31 protein-coding genes and 1 riboswitch are annotated in these 18,690 nt (G+C 65.3%); of the genes, 6 read left to right on the top strand and 25 right to left on the bottom strand.

Annotated elements, in window-relative coordinates:
* Nucleotides 1-16: 16 nt before the first annotated feature.
* Nucleotides 17-328, top strand: coding sequence for a hypothetical protein (locus G6032_RS06395; protein WP_165281311.1), 312 nt, complete (start codon nucleotides 17-19; stop codon nucleotides 326-328).
* 18 nt (nucleotides 329-346) lie between these two features.
* Nucleotides 347-826 carry a DUF456 domain-containing protein gene (locus tag G6032_RS06400; RefSeq protein ID WP_165281312.1) on the top strand — a complete coding sequence of 160 codons (480 nt, stop codon included), beginning with the start codon at nucleotides 347-349 and terminating at the stop codon, nucleotides 824-826.
* An 11-nt stretch (nucleotides 827-837) separates the two neighbouring features.
* Here G6032_RS06400 and G6032_RS06405 read toward each other — a convergent pair whose 3' ends face one another.
* The 9 genes from G6032_RS06405 to G6032_RS06445 all read right to left on the bottom strand — a co-directional run bounded on the left by G6032_RS06405 (nucleotide 838) and on the right by G6032_RS06445 (nucleotide 5,607).
* Nucleotides 838-1,050 (bottom strand): EF-hand domain-containing protein, encoded by a 213-nt coding sequence (locus G6032_RS06405; RefSeq protein ID WP_165281313.1) that lies wholly within the window; start codon nucleotides 1,048-1,050, stop codon nucleotides 838-840.
* Nucleotides 1,047-1,517, bottom strand: coding sequence for an NYN domain-containing protein (locus G6032_RS06410; RefSeq protein ID WP_165281314.1), 471 nt, complete (start codon nucleotides 1,515-1,517; stop codon nucleotides 1,047-1,049). Before G6032_RS06410 ends, G6032_RS06405 begins: the two co-directional genes overlap by 4 nt.
* A complete protein-coding gene (locus G6032_RS06415; RefSeq protein WP_165281315.1) occupies nucleotides 1,514-1,858 on the bottom strand; it encodes a helix-turn-helix domain-containing protein in 345 nt (114 codons plus the stop codon). Before G6032_RS06415 ends, G6032_RS06410 begins: the two co-directional genes overlap by 4 nt.
* Nucleotides 1,851-2,972, bottom strand: coding sequence for a hypothetical protein (locus G6032_RS06420; RefSeq protein ID WP_165281316.1), 1,122 nt, complete (start codon nucleotides 2,970-2,972; stop codon nucleotides 1,851-1,853). Before G6032_RS06420 ends, G6032_RS06415 begins: the two co-directional genes overlap by 8 nt.
* A 97-nt stretch (nucleotides 2,973-3,069) precedes the next feature.
* The gene (locus G6032_RS06425) at nucleotides 3,070-3,564 is read right to left on the bottom strand and encodes a TspO/MBR family protein (RefSeq protein ID WP_165281317.1); all 495 of its coding nucleotides are present in this window, start codon (nucleotides 3,562-3,564) and stop codon (nucleotides 3,070-3,072) included.
* A gap of 45 nt (nucleotides 3,565-3,609) precedes the next feature.
* Nucleotides 3,610-4,107 (bottom strand): type II toxin-antitoxin system YhaV family toxin, encoded by a 498-nt coding sequence (locus G6032_RS06430; protein WP_165281318.1) that lies wholly within the window; start codon nucleotides 4,105-4,107, stop codon nucleotides 3,610-3,612.
* Nucleotides 4,104-4,433, bottom strand: coding sequence for a type II toxin-antitoxin system PrlF family antitoxin (locus G6032_RS06435; RefSeq protein WP_165281319.1), 330 nt, complete (start codon nucleotides 4,431-4,433; stop codon nucleotides 4,104-4,106). Before G6032_RS06435 ends, G6032_RS06430 begins: the two co-directional genes overlap by 4 nt.
* Before the next feature lie 146 nt (nucleotides 4,434-4,579).
* Nucleotides 4,580-4,804: a DUF2788 domain-containing protein gene (locus G6032_RS06440; RefSeq protein ID WP_346763769.1), complete on the bottom strand. Its 225-nt coding sequence runs from the start codon at nucleotides 4,802-4,804 to the stop codon at nucleotides 4,580-4,582.
* Nucleotides 4,801-5,607, bottom strand: coding sequence for a DUF2189 domain-containing protein (locus tag G6032_RS06445; protein WP_165281320.1), 807 nt, complete (start codon nucleotides 5,605-5,607; stop codon nucleotides 4,801-4,803). Before G6032_RS06445 ends, G6032_RS06440 begins: the two co-directional genes overlap by 4 nt.
* 79 nt (nucleotides 5,608-5,686) lie before the next feature.
* On the opposite strand from G6032_RS06445, the gene G6032_RS06450 reads away from it, so the two are divergent.
* The gene (locus G6032_RS06450; protein ID WP_206211848.1) at nucleotides 5,687-5,953 is read left to right on the top strand and encodes a hypothetical protein; all 267 of its coding nucleotides are present in this window, start codon (nucleotides 5,687-5,689) and stop codon (nucleotides 5,951-5,953) included.
* On the top strand, nucleotides 5,950-6,351 hold the full coding sequence (locus G6032_RS06455) for a type II toxin-antitoxin system VapC family toxin (RefSeq protein ID WP_165281321.1): 402 nt from the start codon (nucleotides 5,950-5,952) through the stop codon (nucleotides 6,349-6,351). Before G6032_RS06450 ends, G6032_RS06455 begins: the two co-directional genes overlap by 4 nt.
* A gap of 11 nt (nucleotides 6,352-6,362) precedes the next feature.
* On the opposite strand, the gene G6032_RS06460 is transcribed toward G6032_RS06455, so the two are convergent.
* Nucleotides 6,363-6,560, bottom strand: coding sequence for a hypothetical protein (locus G6032_RS06460; RefSeq protein ID WP_165281322.1), 198 nt, complete (start codon nucleotides 6,558-6,560; stop codon nucleotides 6,363-6,365).
* 188 nt (nucleotides 6,561-6,748) lie between these two features.
* On the opposite strand from G6032_RS06460, the gene G6032_RS15815 reads away from it, so the two are divergent.
* Nucleotides 6,749-6,880 carry a hypothetical protein gene (locus tag G6032_RS15815; protein ID WP_276610895.1) on the top strand — a complete coding sequence of 44 codons (132 nt, stop codon included), beginning with the start codon at nucleotides 6,749-6,751 and terminating at the stop codon, nucleotides 6,878-6,880.
* A gap of 21 nt (nucleotides 6,881-6,901) precedes the next feature.
* Here the strand turns inward: G6032_RS15815 and G6032_RS06465 are convergent, their stop codons facing one another.
* Entirely contained in the window at nucleotides 6,902-7,564 is a 663-nt protein-coding gene (locus G6032_RS06465; protein ID WP_165281323.1) for a HEPN domain-containing protein, read from the bottom strand.
* A gap of 193 nt (nucleotides 7,565-7,757) precedes the next feature.
* Here G6032_RS06465 and G6032_RS06470 point away from each other — a divergent pair, with 193 nt between their 5' ends.
* The gene (locus G6032_RS06470) at nucleotides 7,758-8,240 is read left to right on the top strand and encodes a DUF2267 domain-containing protein (RefSeq protein ID WP_165281324.1); all 483 of its coding nucleotides are present in this window, start codon (nucleotides 7,758-7,760) and stop codon (nucleotides 8,238-8,240) included.
* Nucleotides 8,241-8,300: 60 nt separating this feature from the next.
* Here the strand turns inward: G6032_RS06470 and G6032_RS06475 are convergent, their stop codons facing one another.
* The 14 genes from G6032_RS06475 to G6032_RS06540 form a co-directional block, all read right to left on the bottom strand.
* The gene (locus tag G6032_RS06475; RefSeq protein WP_206211849.1) at nucleotides 8,301-8,696 is read right to left on the bottom strand and encodes a cytochrome c3 family protein; all 396 of its coding nucleotides are present in this window, start codon (nucleotides 8,694-8,696) and stop codon (nucleotides 8,301-8,303) included.
* A 12-nt stretch (nucleotides 8,697-8,708) separates the two neighbouring features.
* Nucleotides 8,709-10,238: a flavocytochrome c gene (locus tag G6032_RS06480; protein WP_165281325.1), complete on the bottom strand. Its 1,530-nt coding sequence runs from the start codon at nucleotides 10,236-10,238 to the stop codon at nucleotides 8,709-8,711.
* Between the two features lie 279 nt (nucleotides 10,239-10,517).
* Nucleotides 10,518-10,817, bottom strand: coding sequence for a DUF2442 domain-containing protein (locus G6032_RS06485; protein WP_165281326.1), 300 nt, complete (start codon nucleotides 10,815-10,817; stop codon nucleotides 10,518-10,520).
* Between the two features lie 512 nt (nucleotides 10,818-11,329).
* Nucleotides 11,330-11,662, bottom strand: a complete 333-nt coding sequence (locus tag G6032_RS06490; RefSeq protein ID WP_165281327.1) for a hypothetical protein — start codon at nucleotides 11,660-11,662, stop codon at nucleotides 11,330-11,332.
* Between the two features lie 33 nt (nucleotides 11,663-11,695).
* Entirely contained in the window at nucleotides 11,696-11,914 is a 219-nt protein-coding gene (locus G6032_RS06495) for a DUF2283 domain-containing protein (protein ID WP_165281328.1), read from the bottom strand.
* A 332-nt stretch (nucleotides 11,915-12,246) separates the two neighbouring features.
* Nucleotides 12,247-13,461 carry an alpha-hydroxy acid oxidase gene (locus G6032_RS06500; RefSeq protein WP_206211850.1) on the bottom strand — a complete coding sequence of 405 codons (1,215 nt, stop codon included), beginning with the start codon at nucleotides 13,459-13,461 and terminating at the stop codon, nucleotides 12,247-12,249.
* Between the two features lie 175 nt (nucleotides 13,462-13,636).
* On the bottom strand, nucleotides 13,637-13,936 hold the full coding sequence (locus G6032_RS06505) for a DUF2442 domain-containing protein (RefSeq protein ID WP_165281329.1): 300 nt from the start codon (nucleotides 13,934-13,936) through the stop codon (nucleotides 13,637-13,639).
* Nucleotides 13,911-14,153 (bottom strand): DUF4160 domain-containing protein, encoded by a 243-nt coding sequence (locus tag G6032_RS06510; protein WP_165281330.1) that lies wholly within the window; start codon nucleotides 14,151-14,153, stop codon nucleotides 13,911-13,913. The genes G6032_RS06505 and G6032_RS06510 overlap by 26 nt, the downstream gene beginning before the upstream one ends.
* 162 nt (nucleotides 14,154-14,315) lie before the next feature.
* Nucleotides 14,316-14,810, bottom strand: coding sequence for an SRPBCC family protein (locus G6032_RS06515; RefSeq protein WP_165281331.1), 495 nt, complete (start codon nucleotides 14,808-14,810; stop codon nucleotides 14,316-14,318).
* A 21-nt stretch (nucleotides 14,811-14,831) separates the two neighbouring features.
* Nucleotides 14,832-15,119 carry a helix-turn-helix transcriptional regulator gene (locus tag G6032_RS06520; RefSeq protein WP_346763770.1) on the bottom strand — a complete coding sequence of 96 codons (288 nt, stop codon included), beginning with the start codon at nucleotides 15,117-15,119 and terminating at the stop codon, nucleotides 14,832-14,834.
* 215 nt (nucleotides 15,120-15,334) lie between these two features.
* Complete coding sequence (locus G6032_RS06525; RefSeq protein WP_165281333.1) at nucleotides 15,335-15,574, bottom strand: hypothetical protein; 240 nt, start codon at nucleotides 15,572-15,574, stop codon at nucleotides 15,335-15,337.
* A gap of 35 nt (nucleotides 15,575-15,609) precedes the next feature.
* Nucleotides 15,610-16,230: a hypothetical protein gene (locus G6032_RS06530; RefSeq protein WP_165281334.1), complete on the bottom strand. Its 621-nt coding sequence runs from the start codon at nucleotides 16,228-16,230 to the stop codon at nucleotides 15,610-15,612.
* A gap of 54 nt (nucleotides 16,231-16,284) precedes the next feature.
* A riboswitch (SAM-I-IV-variant riboswitch) is annotated at nucleotides 16,285-16,390 on the bottom strand.
* Between the two features lie 96 nt (nucleotides 16,391-16,486).
* Nucleotides 16,487-17,830, bottom strand: coding sequence for a VWA domain-containing protein (locus tag G6032_RS06535; RefSeq protein WP_165281335.1), 1,344 nt, complete (start codon nucleotides 17,828-17,830; stop codon nucleotides 16,487-16,489).
* Nucleotides 17,827-18,564 carry a MerR family transcriptional regulator gene (locus G6032_RS06540; RefSeq protein ID WP_165281336.1) on the bottom strand — a complete coding sequence of 246 codons (738 nt, stop codon included), beginning with the start codon at nucleotides 18,562-18,564 and terminating at the stop codon, nucleotides 17,827-17,829. The genes G6032_RS06535 and G6032_RS06540 overlap by 4 nt, the downstream gene beginning before the upstream one ends.
* Nucleotides 18,565-18,690 lie beyond the last annotated feature (126 nt).

Consider the following 18,690-nt stretch of genomic DNA (forward strand, 5'->3'; position numbering starts at 1 on the left):
GCGCCGGGGATTCCAGATGAAAGCCTTCCTGATCGACGCCTACGAACAGACCATCGCCAGCATCGAATTCGACGGCTCGCTGGCCGGGGTGCGTGCCGCCATCGGCTACGACACCATCGAGTCGGACGAGATCAACGACCACGACCGGCTGTTCTTCGACGAAGAATGCTTCATTCGCAAACAGCCGCAGCCGGGGCGCTTCAAGCTCGGCAGCCTGCCGCCCGTCGCGGGCCGGGGCCTGGTGATCGGCGGCGGGCCGGATGAAGCCGGGCTGGCCGAACCGAGCCTGTCGCTGGACGAGCTGCGCACCCAGGTGCAATTCAGCTAGCAGCCGGCGGCGACGCCCGTGACCGCACTGCTCCTGGTCCTCGCCGGGCTCCTGGTCATCGCCGGCCTGGTGGGGATGGTGTCGCCGGCCCTCCCGGGCCCGTTGCTCCTGTTCGCCGGCCTGTGGATGGCGGCCTGGGCGGAAGGTTTCGCCCACGTGGGCGCCGGCACAGTGATCGCCCTCGGCGTCATGGCGGCGCTCGCGATGATCCTGGATTCGGTCGCCGGGGCTTTCGGCGCGCGCCGTTACGGCGCCTCGGGCCGCGCCATGCTCGGCGCCGCGCTCGGCGGCATCGTGGGCATCTTCTTCGGCCTGCCGGGACTCTTGCTCGGCCCCTTCATCGGCGCGCTGCTCGGCGAGCTGTCGCTGCGGCGCGACCTGCCGACGGCGAGTCGCGCCGGCTGGGGCGCCACGGTCGGAATGCTGCTCGGGATCGCCGCCAAGATGGCGCTGGGGATCGCGATGCTCGGCCTGTTCGTGATGATGCGACTGTTCTAGCGGGCGCAACGTCAGCGTTTCATCCACCACGTGGCGAACTCGTTGAACTCGATGGCGCCGTCATCGTCCGAATCGATGAAGTCGAAACCGACCTCCATCTCGTCATCCGGCATGTCGCCACCGAGCGCCTCCATGAGCCGCTTGAACTCGAGGCGGTCGATGCGCCCGTTGCCGTCGTCATCGAAGTACGCGAAAGTTTCCTGCAGCTCGTCCATGTCGCTCATGGCGGAATGCCCTCCTCGGTTGCGGCCGCGGCCGACAACCACGGCAAGACGTCTTCCGGCGCGATGATCGTGACGCCGCGCCGCTCGGCCAGGCGCGCCAGCTTCAGGTCGCTCGTCACCAGCCCCAGCGGATCCAAGATCCCGGCCCGCGACTCGCGCTTGATGTCGTCGAGAATCGCCTGGTCCGCGCGACCCTCCCCGACGCCGCCGGAGTAGATCACTTCCAACGTGTCCGAGCGACGCTCGGTACTCGCCTCGCTCCCGTCGAAGTATAGCCGCACCGCTGCGCCGGGCCGATCGAAGGCGGCCGACAGGCGCGTGGCGAGGGCCTCGCGCGCCTCCGAGCGCGGCCGGCCGTCCACCCAGTGCTCGACGAACACCCCCCGCAGCGCGTACAGCACGTTGTGGCCGTCCACGATCAAGAAGAAGCGCTCCGCTTGAAGGAATGCCTTCGACCGCGCGCTCACGCCAGCGGTCCACCGCGTGGTTGCCCCTTGTAACCCACGGCTTCGGTGCAGCACTCGCGCAACATGAACGCAACCGTGGCCTGCATCACCGCGTGATTGCACAGGCAGTACAGGGTGGCGCCGCTGCGTTCCTGGTAGACGAGCCCCACTTCGATGAGGCGCTTGAGATGAAAGGACAGCGTCGAGGCGGGCACGTCGAGCGCCGCCTGCAGCTCCCCCACGGTGCGGCCGTCGGGACCGGCCCGCACGAGCCGGCGGAAAATCGCCAGGCGGGTGGGCTGTCCGAGCGCCTCGAGGCGTCGCGCGATCAGCGCGTGGTACTGCGCGTCATCATCAGGCACTGCAGCTCACTCCCTGCGAACCCGGCGCGAGCCAGATGATCGGGGCGAAGCCCTCTCCCGGCTGGCGCATCCCGGAGACCTGCCCGCGGTAACGTCTCGCGGCGGCATACCAGGGGGTGAAACCGTGCGTCCACACGCGAATGTCGGCCTTGAAGCGCGTCGTCGCCTCCCCCTGCCCGGCCATGCGCGTGATGGGCGGCACATAGGATTGCGCGATGAAGCCCGCGTCGACCAGGGAATCGAAGCGCCGGCGGCTGATCTTTGCGCCCAGCACGACGCCGCGCGACGCAAAACCGTTGAAGGGCTTGAACACCAGCGACTTGCGCTCCCGCCACAGCTCGGGCGCCGCCCCCGCCGTCACCTCGACCGTGGGCAGGACAGCCTCCAGCCCCGGCCGTGAATTGCAACGCTCCGCCGCGAGGCGCAGCAACAGGCGCTTGTCGGCATAGGCCCGGTAGACGTCGGGGTTGGGCGCCACCACTGCCAGGCCCGCCTGCCAGGCTTCGCGCAGTGTCGTGGAACAGGGATCCGCCAGGAGGAAGTCCGTGGCGCGGTTATAGACGAAATCGATCGGGCCCTGGCCGTCCACCAGGCGCGCGCCTTCGATGCGCAGCGACTGGATATCGCTCACCCGCGCGTCGATCCCCATGGCGCGCAGCGCGTCGACCGCGCCTTGCATGTCCCGGTACAAGGGCTGCAACTCGGGCGCCTCGTCCACCACCGCGACGCTCGACAGCATCCGGCCCGGGCGCAGCGCCGCCCACGTCGCCAGCATCATACTGGCCGGCGGCGCCACCTCGCGCCGCTCGATCGAGCCGCAAAGCCGCGTGACCACGCCGCGCGCGTCCTCGAGAATCGCCTGTTGCAGGAAGGCGCCGCCGGCGTTGGTGTTGATCTCGATCAGCCGGGGACCGTCGGCGGCGAGATGGTAATCGAAGCTGTTGAACAGTCCCGCGGCGTGGACCTCGGGCGTGGCGCCGCTGAACTCCGCCAGCACCCGGCCGATGGACAGCGTCGTCTCCACCAGCCGATCGAGTTGCGCCCGCTCGAGAAACAGCGCCGTGCCTGATGTCAGCGGCAGGTCCGGCGACACGTCGAGTTCATGTAGCAGCATCGCGGACCCCTGATGGTGGCTGGCGATGGAGAGTTTCTATATTTCTGGAAATATAGTCAAGGCCGAGTTGCGGCCGGGGGTCGACCCGTCCGTCCCGCTAACCCAGCAGCCCCGGATTCTCCCGCCACAACCAGAAGTTCAGCACAGCGGCAAAGCTCACCCACGCAAGGTAGGGCACCAGCAGCAACCCGGCGATCCGGCTGAAGCGCCAGAACGCGACGATCGTCGCGAGGATCAGCGCCCACAGCACGAGCACCTCGGCGAAAGCCCAGCCGCCGAGATTCCAGGCGAAGAACAGCCAGCTCCACAGCGCATTGACCGCCAGGTGCACGACGAACAGCACGAGCGTCCCGCGCGTCGCCTCCAGCGGCGCCGCGCGCCAGACCAGCCACGCAGCCACACCCATCATCGTGAACAGCGTGGTCCAGACCGGGCCGAACACCCACGCCGGCGGACCCCAGGTCGGCTGGACCAGCTGGCCATAGAACTCCGGCGCGTTGACCGAGGCGATGGCGCCGATCGCGGCCGTGATGTACGCAAGGACGAGCCAGAAGACGAGGCCGAGGGCCTGGGTGATGGGGGTGCGAGACATGTTCGGATTCACCTGAAAATTTCAGTCATGAGATTTCTGTCCAGTCTATCGCGGCGCGAGGCGTCGCATCCTGTGGGCTTGCGCCTTCGCTTGAAGAAGTAGCTGGTCCCAGTTATCTGGCGGGTTCCCGCCCTGCAGCATCTTGCGGAACACCCGGTATGCGTCGTCGGCGCTACCGCATGCGCGTCGTGTGCCTTCGTCGTTGACCCATGCATAGACGATCACCCTGGCCTTGGCCTGGTAACGAAAGAATAGGCGATATTGCTGGTAGAACTTCGCGCGGAACCAGTGCTTGTGCTCGGCGCCCAGCGCCTGGCCCTGACGGTATTCGGACCGCGAGGGATCCTGGGGAATGATCTCGAACGCCAGACGGGCAATCGCCGCAAGTCGTTTGGCGGCGTTCCTCCGGGTATAGCCTGTCGGATCCCTATGCCTAAGATCGTCTACTTCGCGCGCGAGAGACTCCAGCTGGTCAAGAAACAGCGGATGCGCGAAAAGCGCCCAGCCGTTGACGGCCACGCCGGCCGCACGCGGCTTGCTCACTCATTCTCTTCCTGCAGTTCTGCATCGAGATCTATTTCAACGCCGCCCACCAGTGCCTCGATACGCGCGACCAGGCCTGCATCCACCACCCCGACACGGTCGGGATTTTCAGCCATGTCGTGCGCCAGGAAATCGAGGAACTTCCCCAGCACCGGATCGTCTTCATCAGCCTGCGATGCCCGACTTAGAACCACCTCGCCGCCCGATCGGACCGTGTAGTGAATCTTGTCGCGCTTTCCGAGCTTCAATGCGCGGCGAACGAGTTCCGGCACCGTCGTCTGGTAACGGTCTGTCAGCGTGGACTCTGCTTCGAATTGGGTTGCCATGATCGGCTCCGGACAAGCTGGATGACAGGAAGAAAAGGTAATGCAATTGCATTGCCTCGTCAACGATGCATCCTGTCTTTATATACTGGAACCTTGGGCAGGCGGAGACCAGATATCCGGCCAATTAACCCGGGAAAGCACCCCTATCAAATATCCAGCAACCACTGGATCAACAGCTTCACCGCGAAGCCCAGCATGCCGAGCGCCAGCACCAGGAACAGCACGAAGGTGCCGAACAGCCCGGCCTTCGACTGGTAGGCGATCTGGCCGATGATGAACAGCATGTAGAGCATGAACGCGGTCAGCCCGAAGGTCAGGCCGAACCAGGAGATCTGCTGCTCCGTGAAGCCGAACAACTCGGCCGCGTTCACGGCGCACCCCGCACCCGCTCCGGCAGCGCGCCCGCATCCACCGCGTCCGTATAGGCATGCCAGCTGGCGTGCCCCAACAACGGCACCACCACCAGGCTCCCGACCAGCGCCACCGCCAGCCCGGCCACCGACAGCCCGGCCAGCATCCCGGCCCACAGCGCCATGACCGCCGGGTTCCTGATCACCACCAGCCAGCTCGCCGTCACCGCCTCCAGCACCGTGACCTGGCGATCCAGCAGCAACGGCAAGGTGATCACGCTCGACGCGAACACCGGCGCGGCCAGCACCCCGCCGAGCATCATCCACAGCTCGAACAGGTAATGCTCCCGCGAGGCGACGACATGCCGCAGGAAGTCCACCGGGCTGTTGATCGGCTCGGGCGACAGCGCCGTGATCAGCGCCGCGGAGGTCATCACCCAGCCGGTGCCCGCCAGCGCCAGCAGGCAACCGAAGATCACCAGCCGCCAGTCGTGCCGCGGCCGCCCGCGCCAGCTCATCCAGGCGTCGTACACGGTACGAAAGCCGCCCGGCCGCCCCGCCTCGAGCTCGCGGCTGATGGCATAAAGACCGACCGCGATCACCGGCGCCACCAGCAGGAAGCCGCTGAACGCCCCGGCCAGCAACCAGAAATCATTGCCCGCGACGAGCAGCACGAGCAGCGCGAACGACACCACCGCCGCGCCATGCGCGAGGCCGACCGGCCAGGTGCACAGGAAGTCGGCCCAGCCGGCCCGCAGCCAGCGCACGGGATGCCCCAGGGTCAGGCGGCGGACGCCGAGCGCTTGTTGGAACTGTGGGTTCATCGGTGTCCTTGAGCCTGCTTTATGCAGCGATCCGCCTATTTTGTACCACTTGCTGTAGTCACTGGTGCCCGCTATGGTAATGACTATCCCTCATGACTATGGCGACACCATGCGCGAGAAACGTGTTTCGAAGTCCGAGTTCAAGGCGAAGGCCCTGGAGTATTTCCGCGCTGTAGAAGCGTCGGGAGACGCCGTGATCGTCACCGACAATGGCCAACCGAAGATCGAGATACGGCGCTACCGGGCGGATGAGCGCTCACCGCTGGAGCGCCTCCGCGGCAGCATCCTGGAGTTCGAGGACCCGACCCGGCCGGTGGCGGCGGACGAGTGGTCGGCGGCGAAATGATCGTCCTGGATACTCACGTCCTGCTCTGGTGGCTCAACGGAGATTCCTCGCTCTCATCCCGCGCGCGAAACGCTATCCGTCGTGAGCAAACAGGTGAACACGGCTCAATCCTGGTGTCCGCCATTTCCGCGTGGGAAATCGCCATGCTGGTGCAGAAGGAGCGACTGGCGCTGACGATGGACGTGGCGGACTGGCTGGATGTCGCCGCTGCAACCGAAGGACTTCGATTCGTGCCGCTGGACAGCGACTTGCTGCTGCAATCGACACGGTTACCTGGCGCGTTCCACAGCGATCCGGCCGATCGCATGATCGTCGCCCTGGCGCGACATCTCAATGTGGCGCTGGTGACGTCAGACCAGCAGATCCGCAGCTACAAGCACGTGCGCACGATCTGGTAACGACAGGACGGTCACTTTTTCCTGCGATCCATGAGTAAAAAAATGACGGCCGCCAGCAGGACGCCCAGCAGCACCGCGCCCCAGAAACCGTAGCCGCCGAACCAGCCCGTGTGCCGGCCGCCCTCCATCATGTGTTCCGTCTGCGCCCACACGACGCTGCCGGCCAGCAGGCACCAGGCGCCCACGACCATGGAAATCAATGTCTTCATAGGTACGCCCCGTTGTGTATTTCGGCATCCTCGTACCTGAAAGGTAGACGACCGACACCGCGTCCGCACGCGCCCGCAAGGCCGGTCGGGCCGCTAACGAGGTCGGTTCGCTGGCGCACGTTCGCTGGCAGACAGACGCAACGCTTCGGCGCGCCCAGACTGCGGCTATGGATTATTTCTCACCACGCATGCACCGTTGGGCTGTCGCCCGGCGAACCCCCGGGACGTCCACTGACGCACTGTCCCGGGCCCGCAACAGCGGGATGGCCTTGCTCGCGGGCGTACTGGCGGTCGTCTTCGCCAACCTCGTGTGCGGCTGACGCCGAGCCCGGCGCGCCCGGCTACTCCACCACCGGATAACAAGCCTCCCCCCAGACCCCCTGCGCGTTCTCCATCATCAGGTGGATCACGATCGGCACCACGTCGCCGAGGATGTTGGCGCCGTCGCGGATCTGGTCGCGGTTGATGCTGCTGTCCCACGTCGCCCCGCCGTGCAGCACCTGGTTGCGCAGCACGTAGAGCCGCTCGAAAGTCGCGGCGAACAGCTTCTTCGTGCGCCCCTCGCCCAGTGCCCGGCGCGCGGACGCCCGGCTGCGATCGAAGCGCCGCTGCCACTCCGCCTCGCCGAGGTAACCGTTCACATGATCCCAGTACGGCTGGTAGACGAAGCGGTTGTCGATCAGCAGCCGGATGGACGACGGATAGCGCTTCCACACCAGTTCATAGAGCAGGTTCTCCCGGTCCGCATCGATCAGCCGATCGAGAAACTTCAACAACAGCCGCGTCTCGGAAAAGTCGCGCCGCTGCGGGAACTCCTGCGCGTAAGCCGCGTTGAACGCGATCCACAAGAAGATGAACCGCGCGTCATGATCGTCCGACTCCTGCTCGGCCCGGTGCAGCCAGCTCAGCGCGCGATGCACGCGCAGGCCGAGGGACTCGGGGAAAGTGTGGCGGATGGCGCGTTGGCGGGTTTTGAGGGTGGTGTGGTCGAGTGCGTGGTTCAAGTCACCGTCCTTGTCCGAGGGATGCCATCCATGGCCCAGGCTCGCGGCCCGTCACGTCCCGGTGACGGGGCCAGTATCCGGGGGGCCGGGCTCATGGGGCGAGCCTGCCGGCCAGGTCACCGAGGCCTTTTGCCTGGCCGTGCCGGAGCCAGTATTTTACGGTCGAAACGCGTGGAGAGTAGAGGAACCCAAGATGCCCGTGCCGGCAGAGTACTACCATGCCTCGAAACAGTTCGAGGAATTCATGCTGGACGCCCGCGACGCGGCGGACCTGCAGACCACGCACATGGCCTGGAACATGGTGGTCGGCGTATTACAGGCGTTTCGGCGTCGCCTGGCGGTCCGCGATGCGCTCAAGTTCGCCGGACTACTCCCGCCTGGCATCCGGGCCCTGTTCGTCGCCGACTGGGATGCCGACGCACCGGCGCTTCCCTTTACCGATGAGGAATCCCTGCTGGCCGAGGTCCGGAGCGTTCGCGCCGCGCACAACTTCTCCCCCGCCAACGCCCGTGAAGCGGTGGCGATCGCCCTGCGGCACAACGTGGATACCGAGGCCCTGGATCGCTTCCTGCAAAGCATCAGTGAAGACGCTTACACCTTCTGGTTCGTGGAACCGGAGGTGATGCGCCGACTGCGCCGTGACCGCGACTTGTCGGTTGAGTCTCGGGCGGACTGAACATGGCGGATGGCGCTGGTGAAGGTGGGTGGGCGCCCGCCGGCGCCCACCCTGTCCGGGTCACTCCTTGAAGTTCGGATACTCGAAGGAGTGGCAGTCGGCACACATATGTTGCCTGGCCTGGTGTTCCCCATGACACTCCATGCACGGAACATCCCGGCCGTAATGCAGGTTGTCATGCGGGTTCTGGCCCTCTTCGCCGGCCGGTCGCGCGGTCGCCTCGACCAGGCTGTCCAGGTCGTGGCATGACTGGCACGCGTCATCCGCAGGGAGGCTGGTGGCGCGATTGGTCTCGTGACAGACGTCGCAAGACTCTCCGTCATAGAAGCTCGCGTGGTAGCTGCGCCCCTTGATCTTGTCGAATTGTTCGAGGGTGGAATCAGCAAGGCCGGCGCCGGCGACGAATGCGACCGTTACGGAAAGAAATACGAGTTTGCCAAGTTTTTTCATCATCATTGTCCCCGCCTCCTAAGCGCTCATCATGGTTTCAGCTGCAGTCATGCCCATGACCATGCAGTCGGGTATCGAGCAACTTCCCAAGCGGCTTTGACCATGCGTGCCGCCGGAGACCTCGCCGGCAGCGAAGAGCCCCGGGATGGGTTTCCAGGTGGAGGAATCAAGGACCCTGGCCTGTACGTCGATCTGAGCGCCACCGTGGCAATAATGAACCTTGGGCCAGTTGCGGACCGTAACGAACGGCGCCTCGATGAATTTGCCTTTCGCCTTCTCCATCGACTTGCCGAACTGCTCGTCCACACCGTTCTTGACGTAGGTGTTGTACTGGTCGACCTGCTTCTTGAGTTCCGCAAACGGTATGCCGTGGTGTTCGGCCAGTTCTTCGAGCGTGTCGAACTTCCAGCCCACGCCGTACTTCAGCACTTTCTTCACCGACGGGTGTGCCTTGGCATGCTCGTAGCTGGTGATGGTCACCGGCGGCATCGGATTGCCTTCGTCGTCGCGCCGGGCGAGTTGCGCATCGGCCCGCGTCTTGCGGTCCGCGATTTCATCCATGAAACGGCGGCCCGTCTTCACGTCGACCGAGATTGAGTGCGGGAAATTGAAGATCGAATAGTTGGAGACATAGCCGAACCCGCCCTCGTCGGGGGAGGCCCAGGGGCCTGTCTGGATGAACGCCATGTGGACCGGGACGGCCCCCACCCTGAACATCTCCAGCAAGGCCTCGCCGGTGGCGCCCGGGATATTGGTCGAGGGCACCTCCGCCGTCAGCGTCGGGTCCTGCGCCGAGCGCAAGCCGACATTGCTCGCGAAACCGCCCGCGGCGATCAACACGCCGCGCTGCGACCGCACCCTGACTGGCTTGCCCTTCCTGCCGCGGCCGAAATAGTAGCCCTCGTTGATCACCGCGCCGACGACAGCGCCCTTTTCATCAACGACGAATTTCTCGAACTTGGCGCGGTTGACGATCTTGACGCCGAGCCGCCGGCATTCCTTGATCAGCGGCTGGGTAATGCCGCCGCCGGAGGTCACCGTCGTCTGGTAGGTCCGCGGCACGGAATGTCCGCCGAGCTGCTGCAGGTACGGGAAGTATTCGGCGCCGGCATCGATGGTCAGCTGCAGCGCCTCGTTGGCCCGCGACGCAATGTGTTTCAGCAGGGCCTCGTCGGCGACGCCACGGCCGGCTTTCATCTGGTCGCCGGCCATGATGTCAGCGGAATCCGTCACGCCTTCTTTCTTCTGCAATGGCGTTCCCGGGGCCGCGAACAGGCCGCCATTGATGGCCGAGTTGCCGCCAAGCACCGGCATTTTTTCGTAGATGACGACGTCCTTTGCGCCGAGTTTCTTGGCCTGGATCGCGGCCGCCAGGCCGGCGAAACCAGAACCGATGATGACGATTTCGTGTTCGCGATCCCACTTGCTCTCCGGTTCGCTGCCCGAAGCCGCCAGCACCGGACCCGCGAACGCCGCGGACACGCCAGCAGCCCCCATGCCCAGCAAAAAAGCACGGCGGTCTTTCTGGTTTAAATCCTTATCTTTCATCATCAGCCTCCTGTGTTCTGTTCTGCGCAGCGGATTCCCCATAAGCATTTCGCCCGCCCGACCGCGCCCCTCGTTACCCCGCGGAGTGACAGGAGGGAAACGCCGGCGACGGACGTGCTTTCGTGACGCACGCCACCAAAACATAGGAGTGGGTATGGGGGGCGTATGTAGGTAATTGCCCCGGGCCCGGCACAAGGCCCGTCACGTCCGGGTGACGGGGGACGTATCCGCGGGTGGCGGGCTCAGGGGACGAGCCTGTTGGGTGTGACTTCTTGCAGGTCAGCCGCCGCGACCCGCGAGCCAACGACGCAGGGACGCCTGGGACTCATTAGACGGCAGGCCGCGCAGCAGCGAAAGGACGCTGATGTCCTCGTCGACGGCGGGCCAGTGGATGCCGGCACCGTCCCCGATTAGCTCCCAAACCTGCCGCTCTTCCCTCGTCGCGTGCTCCAGCCTTGGATACCAGGACAACGGAACAGAAATACTCCGGCCGTCAGTGAATTGCACCATCAGCTCGTCATCGGAGCTGCTGACTGATACGGCGCGCGGCATTTCAACCTGCTCTGCTGAAGAACTCATCCCAGGCCTCCAGAAGCTGTGGACGATTTGCGTCGATGATACTCCCGATGCGTCGCAGCGCCGAAGGTGAGTTATCACCGGAAAACGCGTAACGCCCCTACCGCACCTCGACATGCCGGCGGCTGATATCCGCGATCGAGCACGTCGACGAGAATCGTCGCCGGCAGGTCGAGGGCTGCAGAGATCAGGCCGCGGGCCATCAGGCGCTGAAACTCAAGCCCGTCGAAGTCCTCGAGGGGTCGCAAGTCGACCCACGTGCGAAGCGCGAGGCCTTGCCCGGGAATCCCTAGGAAATACCCCGGATAAGGGGCTCCATGGAAGCAGGGAGGGTCTTCGCGCCGGCCATATGCACGACTGGTGAGCAAGCGGGCGACGCAGTCACCGGAGGAATCCACTGCCAACCCCAGAAACTACTTGGGCTTGAGCAGGCTGGTTTCGCAGTCGAGGTAGAACTGCTCATGCCGGAAAACTCGTCCGGGGGCCACGGCGCAGTCTCGGCAGGCAAGCCTGGCTCAGTGACGCTGCGCGTCCGCCGCAGCGATGCTCTCAAACTCCGCGGCGGACGCAAGAATCTCTTCCCGGTCGGGTTGCTCGTCGGGGATGGCGAGCGAATACGGGATTCGCGCATTCTTGCCGCGACCGTTGTCCCAGATCTTCGACCACGGGCCCAGCTCATCGTGAGTGAAACTGACCAGCGGCCTGGTCAGCTCACCCTCGAACCGGGTCGCCAGCTCCGACAACAGGCGCAACTCCCGCTTCGTAAACGGACCCTCGTCGAACTCAACCTTCGGTACGCCCTTCTCTCGGACGTGGATCAGTTTTGTTCGGTTGGCCGATTTGAGCATCGTTTGGCACCGAAGCAACCGTGCGACACCATATCAGGCGACCGCAGTTTCCACCTTCCCGGGCAAACGGCTCAATACAAGCCTGCCCAGGTCGACTTTCGCCGAAGCATTGTCGATATCGATCCCAACCAGCTGCCCGTCTGAATCATAATCGAGCACCACGCCCTCGGAGATCTCACGACTCTCAGCGCTCGGCCGATCTGACAGGTCGATGTACAGTGAATCCGTCTCGGCGTGGTAGCTCAGCTTCATGGCCGGACCCCCCGGTCGGGGAAAGCGTTGTGGATAGTCACTCTATCCTCGAGGGTGACCACTCTCAAGTACCTGTTGCCAAGCTCAGGTATTGGCGCCCAGAAGCGAAACCTGTTCTGGCCCTGACGTTCCCAGCGAACCGGATTCTCGATCACACGGATGCACCAGCTCTTCTCAATATAGGGCCGCTTACGCAGCACTTCTCGCTCGAAGTAGCTTGTGAACATGTAAACGGCCACTACTCCAGCGTGCAGCGGCCATGCTCCAAGCTCCAGCGTCAGAATCCGAGGCGTTTAACCGGAAATGCGACCGCCTGAGCGGCGCTGACGCCCCTACCGCACCCCGACATGCCGGCGGCTGATGTCCTCGATCGAGACCGCGCCCACCTGCCCCATCACCATCGCCAGCTCCGCCTTCAGCATCTCCAGGACTTTCTCGACGCCCGCTTGGCCGAACGCCGCCAGGCCCCAGATATACGGCCGGCCGATACACACCGCATCCGCGCCCAGCGCCAGGGCCTTGAAGATGTCGGTGCCGCGGCGGAACCCGCTGTCGATCATGACCGGGACGCGGCCGTTCACGGTCTCCACGACCTCGGGCAGGCTCTCGAGCGCGCCCCAGCCGCTGGCCTCGGCGCGCCCGCCGTGGTTGGAGACGTAGACCGCGTCGGCCCCCGCCTCCACCGCGCTGGCCGCATCCTCGCGCGTGACGATGCCCTTCACCACGATCTTCATCGAGGTGGCCCCGCGAATCCGGTCGAGGTAGTCCCAGGTCATGTCGGCCATGGCGAAATTGGCGTACGTCGCTCGCGATCCCTGGTACATCGGGTTCATGCGCAGGAAGTCCTCGACGCTGCCCGTGCCGTGGCACGTCGTGCAGTCGCGATCGTCGGTGCGCACATGCTGGCCCAGCAACACCCGGTTGCTGCCGGAGTTGAGGTCCACGGTCAGCACCACCACCCGCGCCCCGGCTCGCTCGGCCCGTTCCAGCATCATCTGCGCCGTCGACCACTGGTTGGTCGGGTAGAACTGGAACCAGACCGGCTCGCCGCGCGCGGCCATCACGTCCTCGATCGGCGTGGTCGCCACGTTCGACAGGAGCTGCAGGTGGCCCTGCGCCCTGGCGGCCCGCGCCGTGGCGAGCTCCGCATCCGGATGAAAAGCGCCCTGGCTGCCGACCGGGGCCAGCACAATCGGTGACTGGAGCGACTCACCGAGCAGCGTGGTCTCGAGGCTGATCCTGCTGGTGTCCACCATGCGGCTCGGCCGGAGGTAAACCTGCTCGAAAGCGCGGCGGTTGGCTGTCAGGGTCTCGTTGCCGTCCGTGCCGGTGGCGAGGTAACCGTAGTGGGCCGGCGGCAGCGTGTGCTTCGCCACCGCGTGGAAATCGAACACATCCAGCGCATCGGCCGGCGACCCGATGAGGTAGTCGGGCAGCTCGATGGCGTCCAACGACTCCTCGGCCAGCAGCCGCCCTGCCGCTGTGCAGTACAGCAGGGGACTGGCCGCGAGAAATTTCAGCAACTGCCGGCGGGCTGGGTTGTCCAAGCTAGTGTCCTCGAGTCGGCGTGCTGCCGAGCCTCGGGAGAACCTAGCACCTGTCCCCGGCTGGCGGTAGTCTCCGATGATCGAAGGCGCGCAAGCGGGCGGCGGAGTGAGTTTGTCTCGGACAGACTCGCCACTGGCCCCACCAGGCTACGAAGCAGCGACTCGACGCGTCCGCTCAACGCTCACGTCCCGCCAGCCACCGGCGTAACGACGCCTGGGACTCGTTCGAAGGCAAGCCACGCAGCAGCGAATCGACGCTGATATCCTCATCGACCGCCGGCCAATGGATGCCGGTGCCGTGTGCGATCAGCTCCCAGTCCCGCCGCTCTTCACTCGTCGCGTGCTCCAGGCGTGGATACCACGACAGCGGAACAGAAATCGTCCGGCCGTCACTGAACTGGACGGTCAGCTCGTCATCGGAACTGGTTACTGACACGGCGCGCGGCGTTTCAACCTGCTCTGCTGAAGAATTCATCCCAGGCCTCCAGAAGCTGTGGACGATTTGCGTCGATGATACTCCCGATGCGCCGCAGCTCCGAGGGCCGGTAGCCGACGCTTCGCCCCAGCCGCAGCGGGTCAAGCCAGAACTTCGCCTCCGCCTGGCCGCGCTGCACGTGCACATGCGGCGGCTCCTCTCCATCGCTGGAATAGAAGAAAAACCGGTACGGGCCAGATCGGAGAACGGTTGGCATCCCTGCGTCCACACGGCATGAACGAAGGAGCGTCCGTCAGTTCAACAGGAATTCGAACCCCCAGTTTCGACACGAAGAGGATGCTTTCGAAAGCACCTCGGTCCGCCACCGGAAAATGCGTCACTTCCCTGGCAAAAGCGCGTTTCCGCGGAAACGCCGAGATCAAAGCAGTAGCTTGCGAATGGTCCGACCACGAAACACGAAGATCCGGTTCAGCTGACGACGCACCAGCGGCAACGCCAGCCCCGACACGGGATGCAGCGGCAGCCGGTAATCCACCCGGTCCGTCATGCGCGTGCTGTCCTCGACCGCCTCGAAGGTGTGGCGATGAATCCACGTGTGATACGGACCGCGCAGCTGCTCATCGACGAAGCACAGCGGCGGCTCCCACACGCTGATGCGCGACCGCCAGCCGAACGGAACGCCGAACAGCCCCAGGCGGTAATCGACCAGCGTATCCAGGCCGATCGCCACCGGCCCCGGCGTGAGCACGCGAAACGCCAACTCCGGCGGCGTGATGCGTTCCAGGTTCTGCACGTCGCAGAAGAACGGAAACACCTCCTCGACCGGCAGCGGAAAGTGCGTGACGGTCTCGAGGGCATGGCGACCGTTGCCGAGTTGGTGATGGTGGACGATGGGGGTGGGAGTGTTGGGCATCCTGTTACAGGACCTCGTCCTTCATTCTTCAGGCACAAGCCTCACTTCCAGCTTGCAGCCCACGGCATGCGCATAACGCTTGAGGGTGCTCAGGGACGGCGCGTGCTTGCCGGCCGCTTCGAGGCGGGAAATCGCACTCTTTGTGGTGCCCATGAGTTCTGCCACGGCGTCCTGGGTAAGGCCAGCACGCGCTCGAGCCCTGAGCAGCTGGTCTGCGACCTGGTATTCGATCTCCAGGTTCTCGTAGTCCTCGGAGAACCCTTTCCGCTTCCGCGCGCGCTCGATGAACGCCTTGTGATCGTGCTTCACGGGGTGGTACTTCACTCAGGCAACCCTCGATCGTGGCCAGGACCTTCGGATGGTAGTACTCGATCTCGAAGATCACGGTGGATATTAGCAATCTTGCTAACTTGCGGCAATCAATGGAAGCATGGCGCCGACGACCGGTGTCACGCATAAGAGCGGCATGGCTACTGACAATGCTTGCAGCTACAGATGAAGCTGAACAGGTCGCGATTCTCGCGCTAGTGCGACGATTCTCGCGCTGGCGGGGCTTCCATGGCCCGCCAGATGAACTTGGCACGCTCGATTCTGAAATGAAGCTTCAGCGCCGTTGAGAAGTAGTACATGAACGGATTCTCGACAATCCGCTGTGCCTCGGACTCCGTGATCGGGACGACGACACCCTTCGCCAGATAGAAAATCTCAACGTTCGTCCTGATGACCAGGGCTCGATAGTCGTCCTCGGGCCCGGCATCGTACACGCCCCTGGCCAACGTTTAAGACCGCGTCCAGGAATTCACTCCCCCTCCTCCTCCAACACCGGAAACGCCTCCACCACCCTCACCCGGCACAGCGCATCCAGCTCCGGATAAAAGTCCGACTCCGCCACGAAGAAGCCGAGCATGCTCTCGGTGTCGCCCTCGAAGTTCATGTCGAGAACCTCGTGGAACGGCCAGGCGCTCGTGAAGAAGTCATACAAATCGCCGAGCGTGAGCGGTCGGGTCGACTCGCAGGTCGTCTTGCCCTGGAGCGTATCGCCGCCGTACTCGTCCACCACCCGGTAGTGGATCTGCGGGCCGGCCATGCGGGCGTAGACGGCGGTCACGTCGCCCGTGGTCGAGTGGATGAAGATGCGCGCGATCTCGACCTCCCCGGAATCGGAGCCCGGGAGATAGTTGCCGCCCATCAGGAGCGGGTGCACGCCGCCGAGCGCCCGGCACTCCTCCTCGGGCACGCCGTGTTCCCGCAACAGCTGCGCCACCTCGTCATGCTCGTTGGACGCCAGCAGCTCGCGCAGGCGCGCCTTCACCACCGCGCCCTTCACCCGCGACAGGACATAGTCCTCCAGTGACTGCGGACGGAAGTAGCCGGCGGGACGGTAGTCGAGATCAATTGCCGGGAAGGTACGAGTAGTCATGGGTCCAGCCTCCAATGCGTTGTCGTTGCAAAGGAAACTGACGCGCGTTGTGGAATGGACCCGGTTCGTTGCCTGGGTCGGCCACATCCCCCTTTCGGGGCAGCCACCTTGCCCGGGTCGGGCAGGTTGGCGGAGCGTCAGCTCACTCTTGATGCGTGATCGAATTTAAATCTGCCTGCGGCGCTAAGCAAGCTGCAGGCTTGGAACCAGTGTGCCGCCCCGGTGGCTCAGGAGATGAGCCACCGGGGCATCACGTTTACCGCGGGTCCCGCCGCCGCGGCTCGGCCTTGCCCTGCGCACGCTTGCGGCGCAGGTAGTCGGGCGCATCCATGTCGCCCGGATCCCGACACTCGTTCACCGGCGCCAGCCGGCTGCTCACGCGGCGCGCGCTGTACATCGCCTCCTTGGCAAACATCATCTCGTCGCGCTGGCGGGCGAGCTCCTCGAGCTCCCCGACGACGCCCTGCAGCCACGGATTGTCGGCCGCCAACTGTCGCGCTTGCGCGAGGGCCAGGTTCACCGCGTTCCAGTCGTGCCGGCGTGCCGCCTCCCGCGCGGTCTGCTGCATGCCCGCCACCGTCAACTCGTCGACGCGCCGGCGCACCAGCGGATCCTCGGCCACCGCGGCATAAGCCGCCGCCGGCATCACGGGCAGCGCCAGCGATTCTCGACTCGTCTCGTGCTCGACCCCGTCGAGGTCACGCCAGGCCGCGCGCACCTTCACCAGGTCGCGCACCTCGCCCGCCGTCGCGGTACCCGTCTCGACGATGAGCTGCAGCACGGCCCAGGCCTCGCCCTCGTACGCCACGTCCGGCAGGCGCCAGCCGCCGCGCGCGCCGCGCCGGTAGCCGTTGAGCACCTTGGCCGAAACGCCCGCCGCGGTCTCCACCAGCAACTCCACCTCGCGGGCGCACAGCGCGCCCATCAGCGCCAGCTCCTCCTGGAACGGGTCGGCCAGGTCGTCCGCGCTCTGGCCGTAGTAGGCATTGCCGCGGCCGGCATCGGCCATCGCGGTCATGAGCTCCTCGTTGAAGTGATGCCCGAGGCCGTAGGTCGAGGTGGTCACGCCGGCGTCCGCGAGTTGCGCCACCTGCTCGGTGATCCTGCCGACATCGGTGATGCCCTTGTTGGCCCGGCCGTCCGACAGGAGGATCACGCGCGACAGGATGCCCGTGCCGGTGTGCGGCGCGAGGGTCTCGGCGCCGGCCAGCCAGCCGCCGTGCAGGTTGGTGCAGCCGCCTGAGCCGATCGAGTCGATCGCACGTCGCAGCGTGTCGCGCTCGTCCATGCCCAGCAGCTCGGTCAGGCGCTCGACCGAGTCGTCGTAGATCACGATGGCGGCCTTGTCCCCCGGGTTCAGTCCGTCCACCACCATGCGCGCACAGCGCTTGGCCTCGGCGAGCGGCTTGCCCGACATGCTGCCGGAGCGATCCACTACCAGCGCCACGTGCACCGGGCCGCGTGCGGGGCGGTCCTTCTCGGGCTGGGGCGGCGCCTGCACGCGGACCAGCACGTCCACCGTGCTGCGATGATCGGCCAGCACCGCAGCGCGCGCCGGCGTCATCACCAGATTCAGTTCGTTCTTCAGTTCCCTGTTCATTTCCGTTCTCCTCGGGTCATCCTTGCCTCGCGCAGCGCCTCAGCGAGCGCCTTCCCAAGCGCCTCCGCGTCCGCCGGCCCCAGCCGGCGCAGCTCGCGCGCGTCCACGTAAACCGTCGCCCACGGCGTCAGCCGCAGTTGCACCATCTCCTCCCGCTCCACGACCCCGGACTCGTTGCCGAGCTCCCGCAGGGTCTCCTCCAGGCCCATACGCCGCGCCGCGAGGCCGGCCGCCCGGGCCAGCGAGTCAGAGCGCGGCGGCTCACGATCCGAGATGGACCGCTTGCTCATGTGCATCGGTGGTTCCACCGGCGGCGCACTCCGGCGTCGCGAGACCTTGTCCGGAGCGGCCTGCGACGCCCTGATCCGGGCGATCGCCCGCTCGGCCTCGGTCGGCGACTCCGGCTCGCCCTCCTGCAATGCGGGGATGGGCAGGTCGTATGTCTGCATCAGTTCCCCGATCTTCGCCAGCGGCCAGCCGTCCTTGAGGAGCTTCCTGGCGATCACGAACTCGGCCGCCTGCCGCGCCCCGTAAACCGCCTCCCGGCCCTGCCGGACCGGCGGCGTCAGGACCTCGACGGAGACGTAGTGGCGGACCAGGCGCTCGTTGGCGACCTCGCCATCCTCGATCCCGTTGTCCTGCAGGAGCTGGTTGCAGAGCTCCGCGAGCTCGGTCGCCGAGCCTTTGAAATCAAGGGCTTCGTCGGGGATAGCGATCGGGAAGACCTGCGACATTGACAATCTCCGTTGACGATGACAGCAGATTAGTCTCGCCAACGGGCTTTGTCAACGTCAATCACTGTGTCGTGGAGATTATCTCAGGGGGGAGGCTCAGGGGGTGAGCCTGTGCGGCATTCCGGT

The organism is Wenzhouxiangella sp. XN24 (assembly GCF_011064545.1).
In the GTDB taxonomy this organism is placed as follows: domain Bacteria; phylum Pseudomonadota; class Gammaproteobacteria; order Steroidobacterales; family XN24; genus XN24.